This window comes from Lewinella sp. IMCC34191 (genome assembly GCF_003390935.1).
Taxonomy (GTDB): domain Bacteria; phylum Bacteroidota; class Bacteroidia; order Chitinophagales; family Saprospiraceae; genus Neolewinella.
Genome location: NZ_QNQZ01000001.1, coordinates 703210 through 723086, shown reverse-complemented (window position 1 = coordinate 723086; position 19877 = coordinate 703210). Strand labels below are relative to the sequence as shown.

Annotated in this window: 15 protein-coding genes; 10 read left to right on the top strand and 5 right to left on the bottom strand. The window is 55.2% G+C overall.

Features of this window, described 5'->3' with window-relative positions:
* Positions 1–156: 156 nt before the first annotated feature.
* The 4 genes from DRW39_RS02880 to DRW39_RS02865 all read left to right on the top strand — a co-directional run bounded on the left by DRW39_RS02880 (position 157) and on the right by DRW39_RS02865 (position 5371).
* Positions 157–738 carry an RNA polymerase sigma-70 factor gene (locus DRW39_RS02880; protein WP_116105467.1) on the top strand — a complete coding sequence of 194 codons (582 nt, stop codon included), beginning with the start codon at positions 157–159 and terminating at the stop codon, positions 736–738.
* A gap of 147 nt (positions 739–885) precedes the next feature.
* Positions 886–1719, top strand: coding sequence for a FecR family protein (locus DRW39_RS02875; RefSeq protein WP_157975895.1), 834 nt, complete (start codon positions 886–888; stop codon positions 1717–1719).
* A gap of 120 nt (positions 1720–1839) precedes the next feature.
* Positions 1840–4398, top strand: coding sequence for a carboxypeptidase-like regulatory domain-containing protein (locus tag DRW39_RS02870; protein WP_198664770.1), 2559 nt, complete (start codon positions 1840–1842; stop codon positions 4396–4398).
* Between the two features lie 43 nt (positions 4399–4441).
* Positions 4442–5371, top strand: coding sequence for a DUF4249 domain-containing protein (locus DRW39_RS02865; RefSeq protein ID WP_116105464.1), 930 nt, complete (start codon positions 4442–4444; stop codon positions 5369–5371).
* A 5-nt stretch (positions 5372–5376) separates the two neighbouring features.
* On the opposite strand, the gene DRW39_RS02860 is transcribed toward DRW39_RS02865, so the two are convergent.
* The 4 genes from DRW39_RS02860 to DRW39_RS02845 form a co-directional block, all read right to left on the bottom strand.
* Positions 5377–5946, bottom strand: a complete 570-nt coding sequence (locus DRW39_RS02860; protein ID WP_116105463.1) for an RDD family protein — start codon at positions 5944–5946, stop codon at positions 5377–5379.
* Between the two features lie 13 nt (positions 5947–5959).
* The gene (gene dnaG / locus DRW39_RS02855; RefSeq protein ID WP_116105462.1) at positions 5960–8023 is read right to left on the bottom strand and encodes a DNA primase; all 2064 of its coding nucleotides are present in this window, start codon (positions 8021–8023) and stop codon (positions 5960–5962) included.
* A 253-nt stretch (positions 8024–8276) separates the two neighbouring features.
* Positions 8277–9098, bottom strand: coding sequence for an anti-sigma factor domain-containing protein (locus tag DRW39_RS02850; protein WP_157975894.1), 822 nt, complete (start codon positions 9096–9098; stop codon positions 8277–8279).
* Positions 9099–9114: 16 nt separating this feature from the next.
* Positions 9115–9675 carry an RNA polymerase sigma factor gene (locus DRW39_RS02845; protein WP_116105460.1) on the bottom strand — a complete coding sequence of 187 codons (561 nt, stop codon included), beginning with the start codon at positions 9673–9675 and terminating at the stop codon, positions 9115–9117.
* Between the two features lie 215 nt (positions 9676–9890).
* Here DRW39_RS02845 and DRW39_RS02840 point away from each other — a divergent pair, with 215 nt between their 5' ends.
* Genes DRW39_RS02840 through DRW39_RS02825 form a run of 4 tightly spaced genes read left to right on the top strand, consistent with a single transcriptional unit; the run spans position 9891 to position 17059 of the window.
* Positions 9891–10811, top strand: a complete 921-nt coding sequence (locus DRW39_RS02840) for a lytic transglycosylase domain-containing protein (RefSeq protein WP_116105459.1) — start codon at positions 9891–9893, stop codon at positions 10809–10811.
* Positions 10812–10814: 3 nt separating this feature from the next.
* Complete coding sequence (locus tag DRW39_RS02835) at positions 10815–12302, top strand: GH3 auxin-responsive promoter family protein (protein ID WP_116105458.1); 1488 nt, start codon at positions 10815–10817, stop codon at positions 12300–12302.
* Between the two features lie 38 nt (positions 12303–12340).
* A complete protein-coding gene (locus DRW39_RS02830; RefSeq protein WP_198664769.1) occupies positions 12341–14602 on the top strand; it encodes a glycoside hydrolase family 3 N-terminal domain-containing protein in 2262 nt (753 codons plus the stop codon).
* A 9-nt stretch (positions 14603–14611) separates the two neighbouring features.
* Entirely contained in the window at positions 14612–17059 is a 2448-nt protein-coding gene (locus DRW39_RS02825) for a zinc-dependent metalloprotease (protein ID WP_116105456.1), read from the top strand.
* 2 nt (positions 17060–17061) lie between these two features.
* Here the strand turns inward: DRW39_RS02825 and DRW39_RS02820 are convergent, their stop codons facing one another.
* A complete protein-coding gene (locus tag DRW39_RS02820; RefSeq protein WP_198664768.1) occupies positions 17062–18627 on the bottom strand; it encodes an amidohydrolase family protein in 1566 nt (521 codons plus the stop codon).
* Between the two features lie 103 nt (positions 18628–18730).
* Between DRW39_RS02820 and DRW39_RS02815 the strand changes: the two genes are divergently transcribed.
* A complete protein-coding gene (locus DRW39_RS02815; RefSeq protein ID WP_116105454.1) occupies positions 18731–19078 on the top strand; it encodes a DUF3098 domain-containing protein in 348 nt (115 codons plus the stop codon).
* A 6-nt stretch (positions 19079–19084) separates the two neighbouring features.
* The gene (locus DRW39_RS02810) at positions 19085–19876 is read left to right on the top strand and encodes an undecaprenyl-diphosphate phosphatase (RefSeq protein ID WP_116105820.1); all 792 of its coding nucleotides are present in this window, start codon (positions 19085–19087) and stop codon (positions 19874–19876) included.
* Position 19877 lies beyond the last annotated feature (1 nt).

Genomic DNA, 19877 nt, shown 5'->3' with positions numbered 1-19877 from the left:
GAGTGGGGTTGTTAAAAATTGCAAGGTAAGTACTTTTTGAAAGCCATTTCGGAAGGCTTATTTGAAGCCCGGGCAAACCTTCGGTCGCCACTTTTGACCCTCCTGTACCCACACGGGTGGTTTTTCCGTAGATGTACTACCTTACACCTTCCGCCTATGTCCGTCTCCCCTTCCTTCACCGACACCGAGCTATTTGATGCCCTGCGGGGCGGAGAATCAACGGCACTGGACGAGCTGTTTCGACGGTACTACGCGTCGCTCTGCCGGACGTCCATTCGACTCGTTCAGGACTCCGCAGCGGCAGAGGATATCGTACAGGACTTTTTTGCACTCATGTGGACGAAGCGGAAAAGTCTGCCCGCCGATACTACCTCCGTAGGTCCCTATCTACGCACGGCGGTGCGCAACCGAAGTCTGAATTATCTACGCGATCAGAAAAGGATTCCGGTAGGCGACGGCGAATTACCCGAAACGGCAGCCGACCAATCGCTTCAACCCGGAGCCGCCTTGGAGAATGAGGAATTGCAGCAGCGCATCAACGACGCTATCGATCGACTTCCCGAACGGTGCCGGTTGGTTTTCGTGATGAGCAAACTCGAAGAGATGAGTAACCGGGAGATTGCCGAAGGATTGGGCATATCGGTCAAGACCGTCGAAAACCAGATGACACGCGCCTATAAATTTTTACGACACTATTTGGCAGGTTTCCTCACTTTGATATACCTTTTACATGGTTGAATTGGTCACCAGGCGTCAGCCGACGGACGAAAATCCACGATTAAGCCCTTTTCCCTTAGGGGGTGGAGACTACCTTTGGGGTCATACTGACGAAGCTAACACTCACGCAACGTCCCAATGAAGTTAGACCAACATGAAATAGACCGTATGGTTACCGTTTATCGGGAAGATTACGCTCCCGATGTAGAGGCCGGTCTGCGTCAGCTTCACGCTCGTATAACTCCGGTACGCCAACTGGAAACTCGCCGCACCGGGGTCTATCGCTATATCGGTGCAGCCGCCGCAGCCGTCGTACTTCTCGTTGCCGGTCTGTTCGTATTCGGAGGTGAGCAGACCGTCGTCCTCTCTAATCAAGATCAGCCACTGGCTGAGTACACGCTCCCCGATGGCAGCCAGGTAACCCTCCAGCGTGGAAGCAGCCTCAGCTACCACCCGGAAAGCTTTAATCAGCACGACCGCGCGCTCGACCTTACCGGCCAGGGGTACTTTAAAGTGAGTCACGATGCTACGCGTCCTTTCCTAGTTAGCAACGGCGGGAATGAAGTTCGCGTTACCGGTACCGCATTCAACCTACGCACGGATTCCGGACTCATGGAGGTGGAAGTAAGTGAAGGATCGGTCTTGGTCAACACGGCGGGAAAATCCGTTCCGGTCCAAGCTATGGAATACGTCACTATTGCTTCCGGCGAGGAGGTGATACACGAAAAAGCACCCAACCTTAATCACCACGCCTGGCGCACCGGCTTACTTAAGTTTGACCATACCCCGATTTCGGAAGTTCTCACCTACTTCTCCGACAACTGGGGAATTGTCTGTCAGTGGAAGGACAACAAATCCTGTGACTACTCCGTAAGTGGAAGCTTCCAAAGCGAGAACGTGGCGGATGTACTCCGGGACATTGCTAAACTAGGGGGCTTATCCGTCCGTTCCACCGGCGATGACGACAAACACTTTCAGCTTAGCGGTCAGTGTAACCAATAATTCACCCCATGTATGAGGTGGACCCGTTGGATTTTCCTGCTATTTATCGGGTTTGTTGTGTACTTGCCCCTCAGCGGCCAGAATAGCACGCCAATTTATTTACCCTCAGGGGAATATACTTTGGAGGAAGCCCTATCTGCGCTGACCGAAGGTGGGGCGCGAATCAGTTACCGTCCGGATCAGCTACCTGAAATTTCGTTTGAGATTGACACTGATCGCCGGCCTACCGTAGGCTGGCTTGACTTATTCCTGCGTGATACGGAATTGATTTATGAGAACGGGGCGGCGGGTCTACTGATCGTTCCCAACGCCAGCCTTTACGATCAGTCTTTCAGCCTCTTTGGAATGGTCAGCGATGCGGTGACCGGAGAGCGCCTCATTAGCGCCACTGTCCAACTGACCGATGTGAATAGCGGCACCAACTCCAATGAGTATGGTTTCTACACGCTGACTGAGCATGGTGGACGGCATCGTCTACGTGCTACCTACATCGGCTATCTACCGCTGGAAACGGAAATCGTGCTACGGGCAGATACACAGATCAATTTACAACTGATCCCTAACAATGAGCTTCCCCAAATTATAGTGACCGCCATGGAAAGCGGTGAGGGAGAGGCTAGATATTTTGAAACGGGGACACGCATTGGGCGGACCGAAGTTTCGCAATTGGGTGGCCCGCTAGGGGAAGACGATCCGTTGCAGCTTGCTCGGCTGCTGCCCGGCGTGACCAGCGGTGCGGAGGGTATCGGAGGTATGTTAATTCGAGGCAGCGAGGCCGGCCAGAATCTCATTCTCCTGGATGGGGTGCCGGTTTACGGACTCAGTCACGCGGGCGGACTGTTCAGTATTTTCAGCAATCAGGCCATCCGTCGGATCGATCTTTACAAGGACGCGTTGCCGGCACGTTTCGGCGGTCGTGTCGGCGGTGTATTGGACGTTCATACCCGAGATGGTAATCTTTACGAGAATGAGCTTACCGTAGGTAGCAGCCTACTATCTGCACAGGTAGCCGCGGAAGGCCCCATACGAGTAGGCGAAAGCTCCTTTTTACTGACGGGCAGGTACTTTTGGGCGAGCAACCTCATCCGTCGCTATAGCGAGCAATACAAGAAAAATCGGGGCCGCAAAGGATCCCTGGACTACGATGTCTACGACATCAATTTTAAATTGAATCAGCGCGCCGGCAAACGGGGTCGCATTTATCTGAGCCTTTATTCCGGACTGGATGACTACAGCAATAACAGCTGGCAAGGCGATACGATCCACCAGATGAACGAGGCGGGCACGCTAATCAGTTACCAGTTCCCCAGCGCACGTCGCGAGAGTGTTCATTGGGGAAACACGGTGGCAGCCCTGCGCTACAATCACGTATTCAGCGAGCGCACCTTCGGCAATTTCCGACTGTCGTATAGCGATCTGCAAACAGCCTCCTCATTCGAGCGGTCGGATAGCACCAAAATTTTGACGAGTCAAGACTACGAAGGTTGGATGTTTAGCGGTGACTATCAATCCAGCATTCGTTCGTTGGGCCTGGCTTTTGACGGTCAGCACAGCATGGGAAACGCAACCTCTTTGCGATTTGGAGCCGAATTGAATGATCATAAGTTTGCTCCATCCCTTTTCAACGATACCGTGGCGCTGTCCAATTATGCGGGTGAAGAAGCGAATGAAGTTTTCACCCCGATCCAGGTTGCCGCATACGGCTCCTGGGAAGGTCGACGCGGGAATGTCTACTACCGTCTGGGACTGCGGGGGAATATTTGGACCGACCGGGGAAAGACATACACTTCTTTCAGTCCTCGGATTATGCTATCAGGTCCCCTTACCGCAAACATTGATTGGCAGCTGAGCTACGACCGAACCGTCCAGCCGATACACCTCCTTAGCAGCTTCGTAATCGGGATTCCATCGGACCTCTGGGTTCCCTCCAGCACTGACATTGCACCAGCTACATCACCCCAGGTGAGTGGAAAGCTGAGTTTTACACCGGCTCCTAGTTGGCTGTTTACGACCGCGGCATACTACAAGGCGATGAAGGGATTGATTGCCTATTCGGAGGGACAACAGACTTCGGAACAGTGGAGAAACCAACTAAGTCGGGGATCCGGAAAGGCGTACGGTCTTGAGATCAGCCTACAACGTAACCGGGGTAATTTACGGGGATGGCTTAGCTATACCCTGGCTCGCAGCGAGCGCACGTTTGACCCGCTGATTAACCAGGGCAGGCCATTTCCATTCCGCTACGATCGACGCCACTCCGTTAATTTGCTGTTAATTTATCAATTGGGCGAGCGGACCACGCTAACGGGTAGCTGGCGGTTTGAATCGGGTTTGGCCTACAGCATGAGTGAAATTCTGCTTGCGACACCCATAGATTACGGACCGCCAAACTCCGTACTCACGGAGGAACGAAATGGCTTCCGTATGCCGGTGAACCATCGGCTGGATGTCAACCTTCACAGCGTTCTTAGCTCCCAAAATAGCCGCTTTACACACGCTATCGATGTTGGCTTGTATAATGTCTACAACCGCCGTAACCCGATTTATTACGAAGTCAGACCGGAATACACGCCGGCTGAAACCGGGGCTCCCGTCGGTCGCGATCAATTCTATAAAATATTTATCGCCCCCCTTCTTCCGACGCTCAGTTACCACCTGACCTTCAGCTCGGGAGGATAAACATATTTGGAAGATAGCGGACAATGCGGTAAATTTACCTACCATGCCTTTACCGACCGCCCTTGTCATCCGCACGCTTTCCGCCTTTCTATTAGGATCGGTATTGCTCGTCAGCTGCGAAGAGGCGGTTGAAATACAGTTTGATGTTACCCGTAGTCGCCTGGTCCTGAGTTCGAGTTTCATTCCCGATCAGCCTGTCGTCCTTCAGGTTACGGCCACCCGCTCACGGGGCAGTGTTGCACCCGCGCCCATCACCGATGCGCGGGTCTCCCTCTTCGAAGGCATGGAACTGGCTGAAGAACTGACCTACTTTCCTGAGTCCAAAGGCAACCAGGGGGGTACGTACCGGACGACCTCTTTCAAACCGCAGGTGGGCCGTCAGTATACCATCCACGTAGCTGCACCGGGATACGACCCCGTCTCGGCCGTGTCATCAATCCCCGAACCCGTCAAGATCAAAACCCTTGCGGTTAAGCGGTTGAGCATGACCGAAGTGGATGGAACTGCTATCTATGACTATCATCTGCTGGTTGACTACGCCGATCCGGTAGATGAGACCAACTATTACGACCTACGCATGAGTCAGATGGTCGTTCCGTTCAAACTGAACCGACAGGGCGACACCATCCGCGAGCAACCCTACCTGAAATCGGTAAGCACGCCGGTTTACGAGACGTCAAACAGCGAAGTCATTAGTATTCTGCTGAAGGACAAGCAAAACTCGGACATCATTGACGTCCATCTGCAAAGCCGGTTGGATCCGCATTCCGAACTACTCGGGGAGGTAATCGCAGAACTACGTACCGTAAGTCCGGAGTACTATTTCTACCACCGTAGTATTGCCAGGCCAGACGAGTTACCTAACAGCGGCCTGAAAGACCCGGTTATCATCTATAACAATGTCTTGAGCGGGCTCGGGGTCTTCGCCGGTTATACTTCCGTTCGACAAGGGCTTAACCTGACGCAGCGGTAAGCCTGCTACTCCCTGATCACATCTCGGACAACAAAAGTCTGCGCCCACCGATCGTGCAGTGCCCGGTGCCATGGATCTGTTATTAACCATACGGCGGAGAAAATCGGGAAGCTGTTCCCCAGGCTTACCAGAAAGTTCTGACTCAGCGGGAATTCACTCATATACTTATTGTAGTCGTAGATATCCGTCACATCCTGTATCCCCGCCGACTGCGCGAGCCGGATGTAAACGAAAAGGGTCGTGAATGCCGAAATTGCCCAGGGAAGAAATCGAATCAAACTCTGATTGAAATCGATGCGCAGATTGGTCCCCCGGTCAACGACGCGCAAGCGCAAGAGCCATTTACCAACGGTAAAGCCTAACCGGGCTTCCAACACCGGCTTGTACAGAAAATTAATGATCCACATGGCGATGAGTCCCACCAGGCTGGGTTGCCATACCATAAAGTAGTAGACACCGTAGGACAACGGGAAAAGCACCACCAAATCAATGAGGGCGGCGCCAAGGCGTGGCAGAAATCCGGCCGTGGGTATCGTGGTCGGATCGGGGAGGTCGTTCAGTGCTTGTGAAGTCAAATCGTATGTGGGGCTACCGGCTTAATACGACCGTGCCAAGAGCTCGGGCCAGGTCAAGCCGCATTTCATCCAGTTTCATTTGTACCTTTAAGTGCGTCTTTAGTTTGCTAAAGTTGCCTTCTTTTTCATAGCGGGCGACAAGCGCTGCATTCTGGCGGCATTTCCGCTCGATCTTTTCCATGCGAAATATGCGAAGAAAGATTTCCGCCGTGAGTCGGTGATTTTCCTCCGGCATCTTCTGACTTAGATGCAACCCATACTTTTCGCGCCAGTTCGGACTGTAGGTATAGGGTGTCGCCACCGCGTCAACGGACAACTCCTTCCAGCGGATATCTTCGTGGTTGGAGTACCAGTCCGGAGCTGGCGCCGACTGGTGGTTCTTCAGGTAAGCTATAACCGTCTGAAGCAACTCCCGGTACGCATCACTATCGAAATCACCAAGAAGATCCGCCACGTTGGTCGTGAGGTAAGTCGCGATACTGGTACTAGAGGAGTCGTCGTACAGTTTATGACCGTCCCGGACGAGCAGGTGCAACAAGTATTTTTCCTGGAACCCGTGCCCCAGAATCGGGGCAGGAGTTTGTTTGGCGAGTGGGGCATCGGTCTCTGGAAGGTTCCCCGGATCCGGGTTATCGTCGGCAGTTCCACTCACCCACCCGGGTTCGACCAGGCCTTCCCAGGCATCATCCTCATTTGGCGCGGGGGGGGCTGATGGGCCACTGGTTTTCTTCCGGTCCCGTTGTGCCTTCCGCTCTTCCCTTTCCCTGGTCTTCCGGCTTTGTGTTCGCCTGTCCGCGATGGCGGTGTTAACAAGGTTGACCAGCAACGACTCTTCGATACCTAGTCGTCCGCTAAATTGTTGAAGGTAACCCGCGCGCTTCAGCGGATCTTCTACCAGGGCCAGCGTGGCCCCTATATCCCTGATGGCTTTCGTACGCCGGGATACGTCATCGCCGGCTTCCTCTAATAGAAGGTCGGCCTTGAAATACAGGAAATCCTTACTCGCGCTTATCAGATAGTCGGAAAAGGCGGTCGCGCCAACCGCCTGCAGGTAGCTATCGGGGTCATGCCCGTCAGGTAGCAAAACTACACGAACATTGAGATCGCTGGTAAGTAGTACATCGACACCCCGTAACGCGGCCTTGACACCGGCTTTATCCCCGTCATACAGTAAGGTGACATTATCGGTAAACCGCTTTACGAGAGCAGCCTGGCCATCGGTCAGACTGGTACCTGAAGTGGCTACGACGTTTCTAATGCCATTCTGGTGAAGACTGATGACATCGGTGTAACCTTCGACCATGTACATACGGTCCTCCTTCCGTACCGCCTGCCTAGCCTGGTACATGCCGTATAGCACGTCTGACTTATGGTATATCTCCGATTCCGGGCTGTTGACGTACTTGGGGGCTTTGGCATCTTTCTTGAGAATGCGCCCGGCAAAGGCAATCGGTTTACCGCCAAGGTTATGGATGGTGAACATAACCCGGTCACGAAAGAAGTCCCGGCCGTTTCGGACCAGGCCAAGCTTTTCCAGTTGCTCTTCCTTATGCCCGGCGGCAATGGCTGCCTTCCGTAGCTTATCCCGATCGTCCGGAGCAAATCCCAGATCAAACGTTTCCAAAACCTCTTTGCGGAAACCACGGCTGCGAAAATAGCTCAATCCGACGCTTTTACCCTCTTCGGTGTTAAAGAGCTGGTCTGCGTAGAAAGACCGGGCAAAATCATTGGTGATGATGAGGCTTTCCTTCTCCTGAAGCTCCTCACGGACTTCCTGGCTTACCTCTTTCTCTTCGAGCTTGATATTGTACTTCCGCGCGATCCAGCGGATTGCATCGGGAAAGGACAGCTGCTCCAGCTCCATTAGGAACTTGACCGGATCCCCTCCTACCCCACAGCCGAAGCACTTGTATATGTTTCGCGCGGGGTTGACATTGAAAGATGGAGTCTTCTCATTGTGGAAGGGACAAAGACCGGAATAATTGTTTCCCCGACGCCGCAAGTTCACGAAATCGCCGACCACATCTTCCACCCGTGCGGTATCGATTACCTCCCTGACGCTCTCCTCCGTAATCATGGCTGCAAGTTACGAAATATATTCGTCGGCCAAGTGTCAGTAATTTGCTACAACGAGAACCTAACTAGCTGAAAGTCAGTTTACTTAAGACTACTTTAACCTACCTGGAAAGCTAATCCCACATACTTTTTTACACCTGGATTGTCTTCTATAAAAAGACAAAGGGCCGCGCGCCGCTCGCAAAGATTTAATGGGTGTTCTCATAGTGTGTGGACTGTCCCGACGATATTATATCGCTCGGGGCAGTTTTATTTTACCCCTGGGCACCGACCTCTCCAATAACCTGGAGTTGGTCCAGATTCGGGGCCGGCTGACCGCCTTCCACTTCCAGCGTAATCGCAAAAGCCTGGGTATTGGGCACGAAGGGTACATTCAACAAATCTTCCCTGGTAAGGTCCCGATCAAGAACGCCCAAATCCTGTGGGCCGTTCTCGTTAATCGCCCAGAGCTGATACTGCCTGCCGGCAGGGGGCGCCGGCAGATTCGCGGCCGTAAACAGGACGGTTCCCTGGGTGGCATTATAAAAGACGAGGGCGCGGCTATCCGGCGCGTTGGGCGTGCCTGCCAGCACTACTCCACGGGTGTCAATGTTCGTGAGCAGGGCAAGCTGTTCCTGGTCGGCCTGATAGTTGGTTGCAATCTGCTCGCAGTCCTCCTGAAGCGTAGAGAAGCGGGAATTTAATTGATCTAATTCATCTGCCCGTTGCTGGTGCTGAAAGAAGTAGTACAGCAATCCGGCAAGGGCCAGTGCCAGTGCGATGAGCAAGCCCCAAACTACGGGAGAGGTACTCCGCTCGGCGGGAGGCGTAGGAGCGTTGCTGACGGCCGGGGATGCACTAGCAGGAGGCGGCTGAATCTCATTAAGGAGATTGGACAATACGGCGGGAGGCGGTGGCGTGGACTGTCCTTGGAGAATGGCATATTGCTCCAGGTCATATTCGATCTGTTCGATCTCCGCCCGTACTTCCGGATGGTCGGCTGCATACGCCTCCACCCGCCGACGCTCGTCGGGCGATAAACGATCCAGAACGTAGAGTTCCAGAACGCCGGAGTTTATGTATGCAGTGAGGTCCACTTTCTTGTGCTTCGGATTAATGGTGAAAAGTTTGCAGCATAGAGACCAATAAAATGACCAGCTCGTGCCGTAGGATTTCACGCAGTTTCTGCAGCGCACGGCGGGACCGGGTCTTCACCGTGCCCAGGGGCAGGTCAAGAGCCTCCGCAGCTTCTGCCTGTGTAAAATCCTTGAAGTAGAGTAGGTCAATTATTGACCGGTGATTGGTATCAAGGTTATCCAGCACCTTAGTGAGTCCGAGATGATCCACGGACATGGTTTCACTAAGGTTGTTGCGGTTAACTACGACGACATCCAATTCATCGGTTTTCCCTGATTTACGGTAGGCCTTCGATCGCACCTTATCGATGGATGCGTTTCGGGCGATGCGAGCCATCCACGTAAATAATCTGCTTTTGCTTTCCTCGTATTGATCGATGTTGTTCCAGATCCGTAGCAGCACGTCGTGCAGTACCTCCTGGGCGGTTCCGTTATCGGTGACTATTTGACCGATTATGTTGTTTAGTGCCCCACCGTAGTATTCAAAGAGATACCGCATACCGGCCTCGTCCTTCTTGCGAAGGAGCTCAAGCAGCACGTCTTGTCTATCTCTTTTTGCCGACACGGGCGTGGGAAAATTTGAATTTCGTAGTCCCGCCCAACCCAAAAGGTGGCGGGAAAAACAGGCAAAAACTTTTTTGAAAAAAAAGCCTGCGCGGTGTTCAACTCGTTATGTTACCGTCCGCAAGTTGCACAAAAATTAGCTTTGGCGCCTGCCGGTAGCTAAAGATCACGGCACAATTTATACATTTTATGAAAGCATTACTCGGAGGAATAGGATTTGGGCTCGTTTTTTTACTGGGCTGGCTGGTACTTTCCAGTACCGGAAACGACACGAAGCCGGACCTGCATTCGTCCCGTACGGCTAATACAGACGACGGCTTACCTCAGATGGTCCACCCGATCGATCTGACCGGGCCATTTTCTTTTGCGGGTAAGGAACTACCCATGGACAACTTCGATGTACGGGAAAGGCTCGACCTGGAGCTGATGCGCAACGCCTACTTTCACCGTAACACCTTACTACTACTTAAACGTAAAGGCCGCTATTTTCCCATTATTGAGCGGATACTGGCGGAAGAGGGCGTCCCGGATGACCTGAAATATCTCGCCGCAGCCGAAAGCACGCTGACGGAGGCGGTCAGCCCCGCCGGCGCGAAGGGCGTATGGCAATTCATGGCACCGACCGGGCGGGCATACGGGCTGGAGATAAACGATGAGGTAGACGAACGCTTCCATTTGGAGAAAGCTACCCGTGCCGCCGCCGCTTACCTCAAGGATTACTACGAGGATTTCGGTGACTGGAATAAGGTAGCCGCCGCCTACAATATGGGAGGACCGAACCTGAAGAAATGGCTGGACCGCCAGCGGGCCGAAGAACTTTACGACCTGGATATCAACCAGGAGACCATGCAGTACCTCTTCCGTATCGTGGCCCTCAAAGCCATCATGGAGCGGCCGGAAGACTTTGGCTACCGCGTTCCGGATGAAGAAAGCTACCCCCTCCTCGATGACTACCGTACGGTCGTCGTCGATAGCTCGATTGCCAATCTCGGTGATTTCGCCCGGGAGCAGGCAACCACCTACCGTATGCTCAAATTATATAATCCCTGGCTGGTGACCGGCACGCTAACCGTAAGCCGTGGAAACAGTTACGAACTCAGAATACCCTAGTCATTGCGTAAATCAACGCTACTTCGTCCCTTTGCTCAATACCTCCGACGCCGGATACGCTACCGCGCCGCCCTGGCCGTGGAAATCCAGGAAGAGATCCGGAAAGACCTTGTCCGGACCGCCCGTAACACGAGCTACGGAAGAGAACACCATTTCGAGAGTATGGAGACTTACGCGGACTTCAAGCGATTGGTGCCAGTGGGAGATTACGAGGACTTCCGGCCATATGCCGATCGAATCACCGCGGGAGAAAAGGACGTCAGTTGGCCCGGCACACCGAGATACCTGGCAAAAACCAGCGGTACGACCAGTGGGGTCAAGTACATCCCGCTCACTAAGGACAGCCTACCCAACCACTTTGGCTCGGCCCGCAACGCCATATTCAATTACGTAGCGGAAACCGGTCACGCCCGTTGGTTGGACGGCAAGATGATTTTTCTCAGTGGAAGCCCCGAAATGGGTTCCACGAACGGGATCCCCACCGGCCGCTTATCCGGCATTGTAAACCATGAGGTTCCGGCCTGGCTGCGGACCAATCAATTACCCAGCTACGCGACTAACTGCATAGAGGACTGGGAAACCAAATTGGAAGCCATCGTCGACGAAACCATCCACGCCGACATGCGAATGATCAGCGGTATACCCCCCTGGGTGCAGATGTACTACGAGCGACTACTCTCCCGAAGCGGCAAGGATACCATCAAAGAGCTGTTCCCTAATCTGGAAATGTTCGTCTATGGTGGCGTCAACTTCGAGCCGTACCGCGAAAGCCTGGAACGACTCGTCGGTCAGCGCATCCCGAGCGTGGAAACCTATCCGGCCAGCGAAGGATTTATCGCGTTTCAGGACAGCCAGACCGAAGCCGGTCTCCTGCTGAATACCGGTAGCGGTATCTTCTTTGAGTTCGTGCCCGCCGATCAGATTTTTGATGAGGCGCCCGAACGGCTGTCGCTAGCTGAGGTACAAACAGGTGTAAATTACGCTATCCTGCTTAGCTCTACCGCCGGCTTATGGGCGTACAACATCGGCGACACGGTTGAATTCGTCAGTCTGGCTCCACACCGCATCCGGGTCACGGGCCGCATTAAGCACTTCATTTCCGCTTTCGGCGAGCACGTGATTGGCAAGGAGGTGGAAACCGCGCTGCGGGAGGTGTCCGGCCGCTACGGAGCGGAGGTGACGGAGTTTACCGTCGCCCCGCAGGTGAATCCGACGGCGGGTCTACCCTATCACGAGTGGCTGGTAGAATTTGGCCAAGCGCCGGCTGACCCGGAGGCCTTCGCAGCTGCGTTGGACCAGGCCATGGTAAAGGAGAACTTATACTACCGCGACCTGATCGAGGGTAAAATTCTTCGCCCGCTGATTCTCACCACCCTTCCACCCGGTTCTTTCCGCAGGTATATGAAGCGGCAGGGTAAGCTTGGTGGGCAAAACAAGGTGCCGCGATTGGCGAATGACCGCTTGCTTGCCGACGGTTTGCTGGAGAGATAGGCCAGCAAGTGTTAGCTTAGCGGCTAACGATGGCTCATATGCGGTACCTGACAGCGCTCCTTTTTACGATCTTCATTTTATCCTGCGCTACGGCGCAAAATTCTTCATCCGAGGGAACGCTCGGCTTTTCCTTTCTTTCCGAAGAGGAGAACGCCTTTGTACAGTCTGAACTCCGGCGCCTGACGCTTAAGCAAAAGGCCGGTCAGATGACTCAGGTAGCGGTGGACCTGGTGTTTGAAGGACCCACCTATGTACTGACTGTCCCGCCGGTGCTGGACAGCAGCAAAATAGACCGCATTATCGGCGAATTGGAGATCGGTTCGATCCTGAACCATCCAAGCCGCAGCTTTCCCACGCCCGAGGAGTATCACGATTATATCGGGCGCTTACAGGCCAGGGCAATGGAGACGACCGGCGTACCCCTGCTTTACGGCCAGGACGCGATACACGGGGTGAACTACGTGTCCGGGGCTACCCTGTATGCTCAACCGTTGAACGTGGCCGCCACGTTCAACACGGATCTGGCCAGCGAGCTGGCAGGCATTACCGCCTACGAGATGAAGGCTGCCAGTATCCCCTGGAACTTTAGTCCCGCCATGGACGTGGGCCGGCAGCCGGCCTGGCCGCGCACTTGGGAGAGCTTCGGAGAGGACGTATACGTGAATCAGCGCTTTGGCCTGGCGATGATGCAGGGATATCAGGGTGACGACGTCAGTGATCAAAACCACGTAGTAGCGTGCCTGAAGCACTTCACCGGCTACGGCTCACCGGCCAGCGGCCGCGACCGGACACCGGCATACCTGCCGGAGCGCCAACTGCGCGAGTATTATCTGCCTCAGTACGCCACCGCAATCGAGAGTGGCGCCCTAACCGTCATGATCAACTCGGGGGAGGTTAATGGCATTCCCACCCATGTCAACAAGCATCTGCTGACGGACGTACTGCGCGGCGAGCTTGGATTCGAGGGACTCCTGGTTTCTGACTGGCAGGACGTGCGCTATCTCTACGAACGGCATAAGGTGGCTAAAGACCTCAAAGAAGCGGTCAAGATGTCTATTGATGCGGGACTGGATATGAGCATGACCGCCGTGACGACCGATTTTCCCGAAATCGTGCTGGAACTGGTCCAGGAAGGGGAAATCTCCATGGGGCGCATCGATACCTCCGTGGCCCGAATCCTGGCCGTCAAGGTAGCGCTAGGCCTTTACGACCAACAGGTATGGGATCCGGCCGCTTTTCCGGAATTTGGCAGCGAACAGTATGCCCGCAAAGCGCTGCAATCTGCGGAAGAGTCCATCGTGCTGCTGAAAAACGACGGGCTGCCCTTGCCGATCAAGGCAGAGCAACGGCTGCTGGTTGTCGGCCCGACGGCGGATAATATGCGCAGCCTAAACGGTGGCTGGACCTACGGCTGGCAGGGCACCGAATCCGATGAGTATTTGTCGGATTACAACACCATTCGGGAGGCGCTGGAGAAAGAGTTCCCCGGGCGGGTGGACTATGCGGCCGGAGCAAGTTTCGATACCCTTAGCGACGTGGATGCTGCCGTTGCGGCGGTGGAGAACGTGGATGTTATCGTCCTTTGCATCGGCGAACTTAGCTATACCGAAGATCCCGGCAACATTAATACGCTGGTGCTACCGAAGGCACAACGCGACCTCTTTAACGCCCTTCACGAAACGGGTAAGCCCATCGTGCTGATCATGGCCGCCGGTAGGCCGCGACTGATGAACCAGCTGTCTCGCTTATCCAAAGCCGTTTTGTTTGCCGGGTATCCCGGACCCCGCGGTGGAGATGCCGTTGCAGGTATTTTGTCCGGCCGGGTGAATCCGAGCGGTCGGCTTCCGCTGACCTATCCGCGCTATCCAAACGCACTGTTGACGTATGACCACAAGGCGACCGAAGCACTCAATGGCAACTTCAATCCGCTCTTTGAATTTGGTTATGGCCTGTCCTTCACCGACTTCGTGTATAGCGATCTCGAGCTCAGCAGCCGGGTACTTAACCCCAACGACACCCTGACCGTGAGTCTGCGGGTAACTAATCAAGGCGAACGGGCCGGAAAGCACTCCGTGTTGCTCTACACCCAAGATCAGGTCGCATCAATCACCCCAAGCGCCCGGCGCCTGCGGGATTTCCTGAAACTTTACCTCGAGCCCGGCGAATACCGGGACGTAACCTTTACCTTAACGGCCGACGACATTGCCTTTATCGGCCTCGAGAATGAATGGGTGACCGAAGAAGGAACCTTTACAGTAATGGTCGGAGACCTTACTGAAGATTTTGATTACGAAGATTAACCCCTAACCATGCGTTTACTGCCCCTTTGCCTTTTACTATTCCTGGCCTGTAAAACGGTGAAGCCTCCGCAGACGCCGCCCACCGCGAACGAAAACACCGCGGCCATCGATTCCACGGCTACGGCCGACACCGAGAAGAAGAAAGACAGTAAATTCAAGGACTACGACGAAGTAGTCACGGACGAGGCCGTTTCAGACGAAGGCATGTTTTCCGTCCACCGCGTTGGCGACGATTACTACTTCGAGATCCCCTTCACTACCCTGGGTAAGGACATGCTCATGGTCACCCGCATCGCCAAGATACCCGCCGAATTAGGCGGAGGCTACCTGAATGCCGGCTCAAAAACCAACGAGCAGCTCGTCCGCTGGAACCGGATCAATGACGGAATCTACCTGACCTCGGTGGCGTATGATGCCGTAGCGGATCCGAACCTTCCAATCAACCTTTCGGTGCAGAACAACAACTACGCGCCGATCATCATGGCCTTTGACGTCAAGGCCTTTAATCCTGACTCTACCGCGGCCGTCATCGAGGTTAATGACCTTTTCACCACCGATGTACAGGCGATCACGGGACTCGACCGCCGGCTGCGCAAATCGTACGAAGTTCGTAGCCTGGACAAAAGCCGCAGCTTCATCAGCAGGATGGCAAGCTATCCGGGTAATATCGAGGTCCGGCACGATATGACGTTCGTGGCCGGCAACCCCCCATCCAATTCCCGGACCGGCACCATCAGCATGCAGATGAGCCAGTCGCTGTATCTGCTACCGGAGGAACCCATGCAGCCGCGGCTTCACGATGAGCGGGTAGGCTGGTTTACGGTGTCGCAGGTGGATTACGGATCCGAAGCCCTCAAGGCGGACGAAAAAGAATACATCAAGCGATGGAAGCTCGTTCCGAGCGACATGGAAGCATATGAGCGCGGAGAACTGGTCGAACCCGAAGAACCGATCGTCTACTACCTGGACCCGGCCACGCCGGAGAAATTCCGCCCCTACTTCCGCCAGGGTATCGAGGACTGGCAGGTTGCCTTCGAGGCCGCCGGATTTAAAAACGCGATCGTCGCACGCGACGCACCAGATCCGTCGGAGGATCCCGACTGGAGCCCGGAGGATGCGCGTTACTCGGTCGTCCGTTACGTAGCATCCACCACGAGGAATGCCATCGGACCGAGCGCCGTCGATCCTCGCTCCGGTCAGATTATCGAGAGCGACATTATATGGTACCATAATCACCTTCGCAGCTACCGGAACCGCTACATGCTGGAAACAGGTGCCGCCAATCCAACCGCACGGAGTCTGGACACACCCGACGAAGAGATCGGGGAGATGATGCGTCGCGTCATTTCGCACGAGGTCGGTCATGCGCTCGGTTTGCCCCACAACATGAAAGCCAGCTACGCCTACCCTACGGATAGCCTGCGGTCGGCTTCCTTCACGAACGAGTGGGGCCTGGCGTCCACGATCATGGATTATACGCGCTACAATTACGTGGCTCAACCGGGCGACGAGGGCGTGCGCTGGGTAAGAATGCTCGGACCGTACGATGTTTACGCAATCAACTGGGGATATCGCTACCTGCCGGATATCGACTCCCCCGAAGCGGAAAAAGAAACGCTCAACGCCTGGATAGCCGAAAAGAGCGGGGATCCCATGTACCTGTTTGGCGGTCGCAGTTCCTCCGATCCGAGTTCGCAGACCGAAGCCGTTGGCGACGATCCCGTAAAAGCCTCGACGTATGGAATGAAGAACCTCCGAATCGTTGCGGAGAACCTGGCCGACTGGACTACCCAGCCCGGACAGGACTACAGTGACCTGCGGGAACTATACGGTGAATTCCTTGGAGTCTGGTCGCGCTATGCCGCGCACGTCACCGCCAACATCGGCGGAGTGTATGAACAGCTGCGTACCACCGACGAGAAGGGAGACACCTACACGCACCTGGACCGAAAGGAGCAGGAACGGGCCATGGCGTTTCTGAACGAGGAAGTGTTCGGGTCACCGGAATGGTTGATGCCCCGCCGCATCGTCGCCAACATCGGCGCGGAGGGTATCGTCGACCGGATGGCGAGCCTTCAGCAGCGGCAACTGGACAATTTGCTGCGCGAGGATCGGCTCGAACGCATGATCGAAAATGAAACGATGAACGGAGATGCCGCCTATACCGCGACCGACATGCTCGAGCAGTTACGGCGGGGCGTATGGCAGGAAGCTTTAGCCGGCCGGGAGATCAACGTATACCGCCGCAATCTCCAGCGTGCGCAGGTCGATCGGCTACGTCAGCTGATGGAGGACAACACCGAGAATCCCTCTGATATCGGGGCATTGGCCCGGGCCGAGTTGAGCGCGATTCGCCGGCTGAGTGAGCGAGCTTCCGGCCGCTACCGTGACGGGATCGTGAAGTACCACCTACAGGAAATCGCCGCAACTATCGATGACGCGCTTACGGCGAAGTAGGACTATTCCGACTTCGCTTCGCGGACCATTTGCTTGACTGCTTCGCGAAGCGCAACAGCGTCGTAGACGATGCCGTCCTTGATCGTGTACCGGATGCCTTCGGTGGTGGTGACTTCGTTGTCTTCGGTCAGGCGGGTTGCCCCCGTCCCGTAGAGTACTTTGAAATCAGCGAGGGGATTGTCGGCGACCAGAACGATGTCCGCCAGTTTGCCGGCTTCAATCGTACCGAGGCGGTCCGCCATCCCGAGCGCTTCGGCGCCGTGGAGGGTGGCGGACTGGATGACTTCTAGCGGGTGGAATCCTGCCTCCCGCAACAGTTCGAGTTCCCGGATATATCCAAAACCGTAAAGCTGATAGATGTAGCCACTGTCCGAACCGGCGGTGACCCGCCCGCCCCGGTTTTTGTATTCGTTGATAAAGGTCATCCAGAGCCGGTAGTTTTCCTTCCAGTTCACTTCCTGCTCCGTACCCCAATGGTGCCAGTAGCTTCCGTGGCTTACCCGACTCGGTGCGTAGAAACGCATCAGACTGGGCAGCGTATATTCTTCGTGCCAGTCGGCGTTGCGTGCCCGCATGATATCCCGATTGGCGTCGTAGATATTAAAGGTCGGATTAATGGTAAAGTCCAGCGCGAGCAGGCTATCCATGACGGCATTCCAGTGATCGCTGTAGGGAGCGGCGGCCTGCTGCCAGAGGTTGCCCGCCTCGCCGAAGCGGTGCTGCTCGTTCTGATAATTGTAATCGACCGGGTAGTCCTGTACCCGGCGGTCGGCGAAGAGCGCTTCGGGCAGTCCGTACCAGTGCTCCATGGTGGTCAGTCCGGCGCTGGCGGAATGCAGCACGTTCCACTCTCCGACGTTCATTTGGGCGTGGTGCATGGCGCTGCGTAGGCCAAGTTGCTTGTTCTCTTCCAGGGCAGCTTGCATCAGATCGGGACGCGCACCGAAGAATTTGATGCCGTCGCTTCCCTTCTCTTTGTTCTCACGCACCCAGGCCCGCACTTCGTCCGTGGTAGTAAAGGGTTCCTCCCTTCCCATGCCGAAGCCGGTGTACGCGACGATGCGCGGTGCGGTAATTTCATTGTTGGCCGAACGCTCCTTGTGGCGCAAGGTCCAGTCCAGGCCGTTGAAGGAACCCGGTTCCCGGATAGTGGTAATGCCATGGCCCAACCAGAGCTTGTATACGTAGTCGGGGGTGGTCCCCTGGGCCCGACCGCCGGTATGTCCGTGCATATCGATGAAGCCCGGGAGCGCGTACATGCCTTCGGCGTCGATCTCCCGGCCATCGTCGCGAAGCTCGGGCCGGCTGTCGGGCTTGATAGGCACCCCGGGAAAGCCGACGGTTTCGACGCTGACGATACGGTTTCCCTCGATAACGATATCCACCGGACCGATCGGGGGAGCCAGGTTGCCATTGATCAGCGTGACTCCGCGGATGATCAGCTGGTCGAAGGGGCCTTCCCCGAAATCGTCGCCGCGGTCTTCCGCGTCGGTCATTTGCCCGAAGAGGGAATTGCTAACGGGAAGGACAAGAATTAACAGGAAGAGCAATAGAAGCGAACGTGGCATAGTTGGTAATGATAAGCACATTGGTGTCGATTACGGTGCTGCTTTGGGTCAAGCAAGTCCCAATGTAGTACCTTCGCGCTGGCCGAAAGAATCTTGTCCGAATATGAGTAAGCGGAAAAAGCAAAAATCACGTAAACCGTCCCCAACCGTTCAGGAGGAGGAGCCCGTACGCGTGGTGGCGAAGCCGAAAACGTCCGCCCGCCCCGCGGTCCGCACCCGCAGTTCGGAGGCGATCGCTCACCCGCTGATCTTTGGCAAGCAGACTTACATCTGGCTCGGCGGTGGGTTTTTGCTGATCGTCCTGGGTTTTTTGCTGATGACCGGCGGGAGGGGCGAGGACCCAACCGTATTCGACGAGACCGTGATCTACAGTTGGCGCAAGATCACGCTAGCGCCCATCATCATTCTTTCCGGCCTGTGTGTGGTCACCTACGCGATCTTCAAAAAGTAAGCTGTGATAGAATGGTTTAGAGCCCTCGTCCTGGGAATCGTACAGGGGCTAACGGAGTTTCTCCCCGTGAGTAGTAGCGGGCACTTAGAATTGACGAAGTGGTTGTTCCAGGACGACAGCCTGGCCGCCGAGAGCATGCTCATGACCGTGACGCTTCACGCCGCGACGGCCCTTGCCACCATCGTCGTCTTCCGTCGTGATATTGCCGAGATCCTGCAGGACCTGTTTCGATTCGAGTGGAACGGCGGCACTAAGTTTTCGCTGCTGATTATTCTGAGCATGATTCCGGCCGCCATCATCGGGGTGCTGTACGATGACATCCTCACCGCGCTCTTCGACCGCCAGATCGTCCTGGTCGCCCTGATGTTAATCGTTACCGGCCTTTTGCTTTTCCTGGCCGACCGGGCCAAACAAACGGACAAAGCCGTTAACTGGACCAGTGCCTTCCTGATCGGCGTAGCTCAGGCGATCGCTATTCTACCGGGTATTAGTCGGTCCGGTGCAACGATTTCCACCAGTGTACTGCTGGGCATCGACCGGGAACGGTCCGCCCGTTTTTCTTTTTTGATGGTCGTTCCGCTAATCTTGGGTAAGATGGCTAAGGATATGCTGGACGGAGAATTTACCGCCACCACCTCAGCCGTGGAACTGATCATCGGCTTCAGCGCCGCCTTCCTGACTGGTATTGCCGCCTGCCTGTGGATGATCAAACTGGTCAAAAAAGCCGAACTTAAATACTTCGCCTACTACTGCTTTACGGTAGCCGCTCTCGTGCTGTTTATTAAGTTAGTGGTCTGAT

Bases quoted from the DNA above. Each gene is read 5' to 3' on its own strand.
- DRW39_RS02880 (WP_116105467.1), top strand. From the start codon at position 157: ATGTCCGTCTCCCCTTCCTTCACCGACACCGAGCTATTTGATGCCCTG.
- DRW39_RS02875 (WP_157975895.1), top strand. From the start codon at position 886: ATGGTTACCGTTTATCGGGAAGATTACGCTCCCGATGTAGAGGCCGGT.
- DRW39_RS02865 (WP_116105464.1), top strand. From the start codon at position 4,442: ATGCCTTTACCGACCGCCCTTGTCATCCGCACGCTTTCCGCCTTTCTA.
- dnaG (WP_116105462.1), bottom strand. From the start codon at position 8,023: ATGATTACGGAGGAGAGCGTCAGGGAGGTAATCGATACCGCACGGGTG.
- DRW39_RS02840 (WP_116105459.1), top strand. From the start codon at position 9,891: ATGAAAGCATTACTCGGAGGAATAGGATTTGGGCTCGTTTTTTTACTG.
- DRW39_RS02830 (WP_198664769.1), top strand. From the start codon at position 12,341: ATGCGGTACCTGACAGCGCTCCTTTTTACGATCTTCATTTTATCCTGC.
- DRW39_RS02825 (WP_116105456.1), top strand. From the start codon at position 14,612: ATGCGTTTACTGCCCCTTTGCCTTTTACTATTCCTGGCCTGTAAAACG.
- DRW39_RS02820 (WP_198664768.1), bottom strand. From the start codon at position 18,627: ATGCCACGTTCGCTTCTATTGCTCTTCCTGTTAATTCTTGTCCTTCCC.
- DRW39_RS02815 (WP_116105454.1), top strand. From the start codon at position 18,731: ATGAGTAAGCGGAAAAAGCAAAAATCACGTAAACCGTCCCCAACCGTT.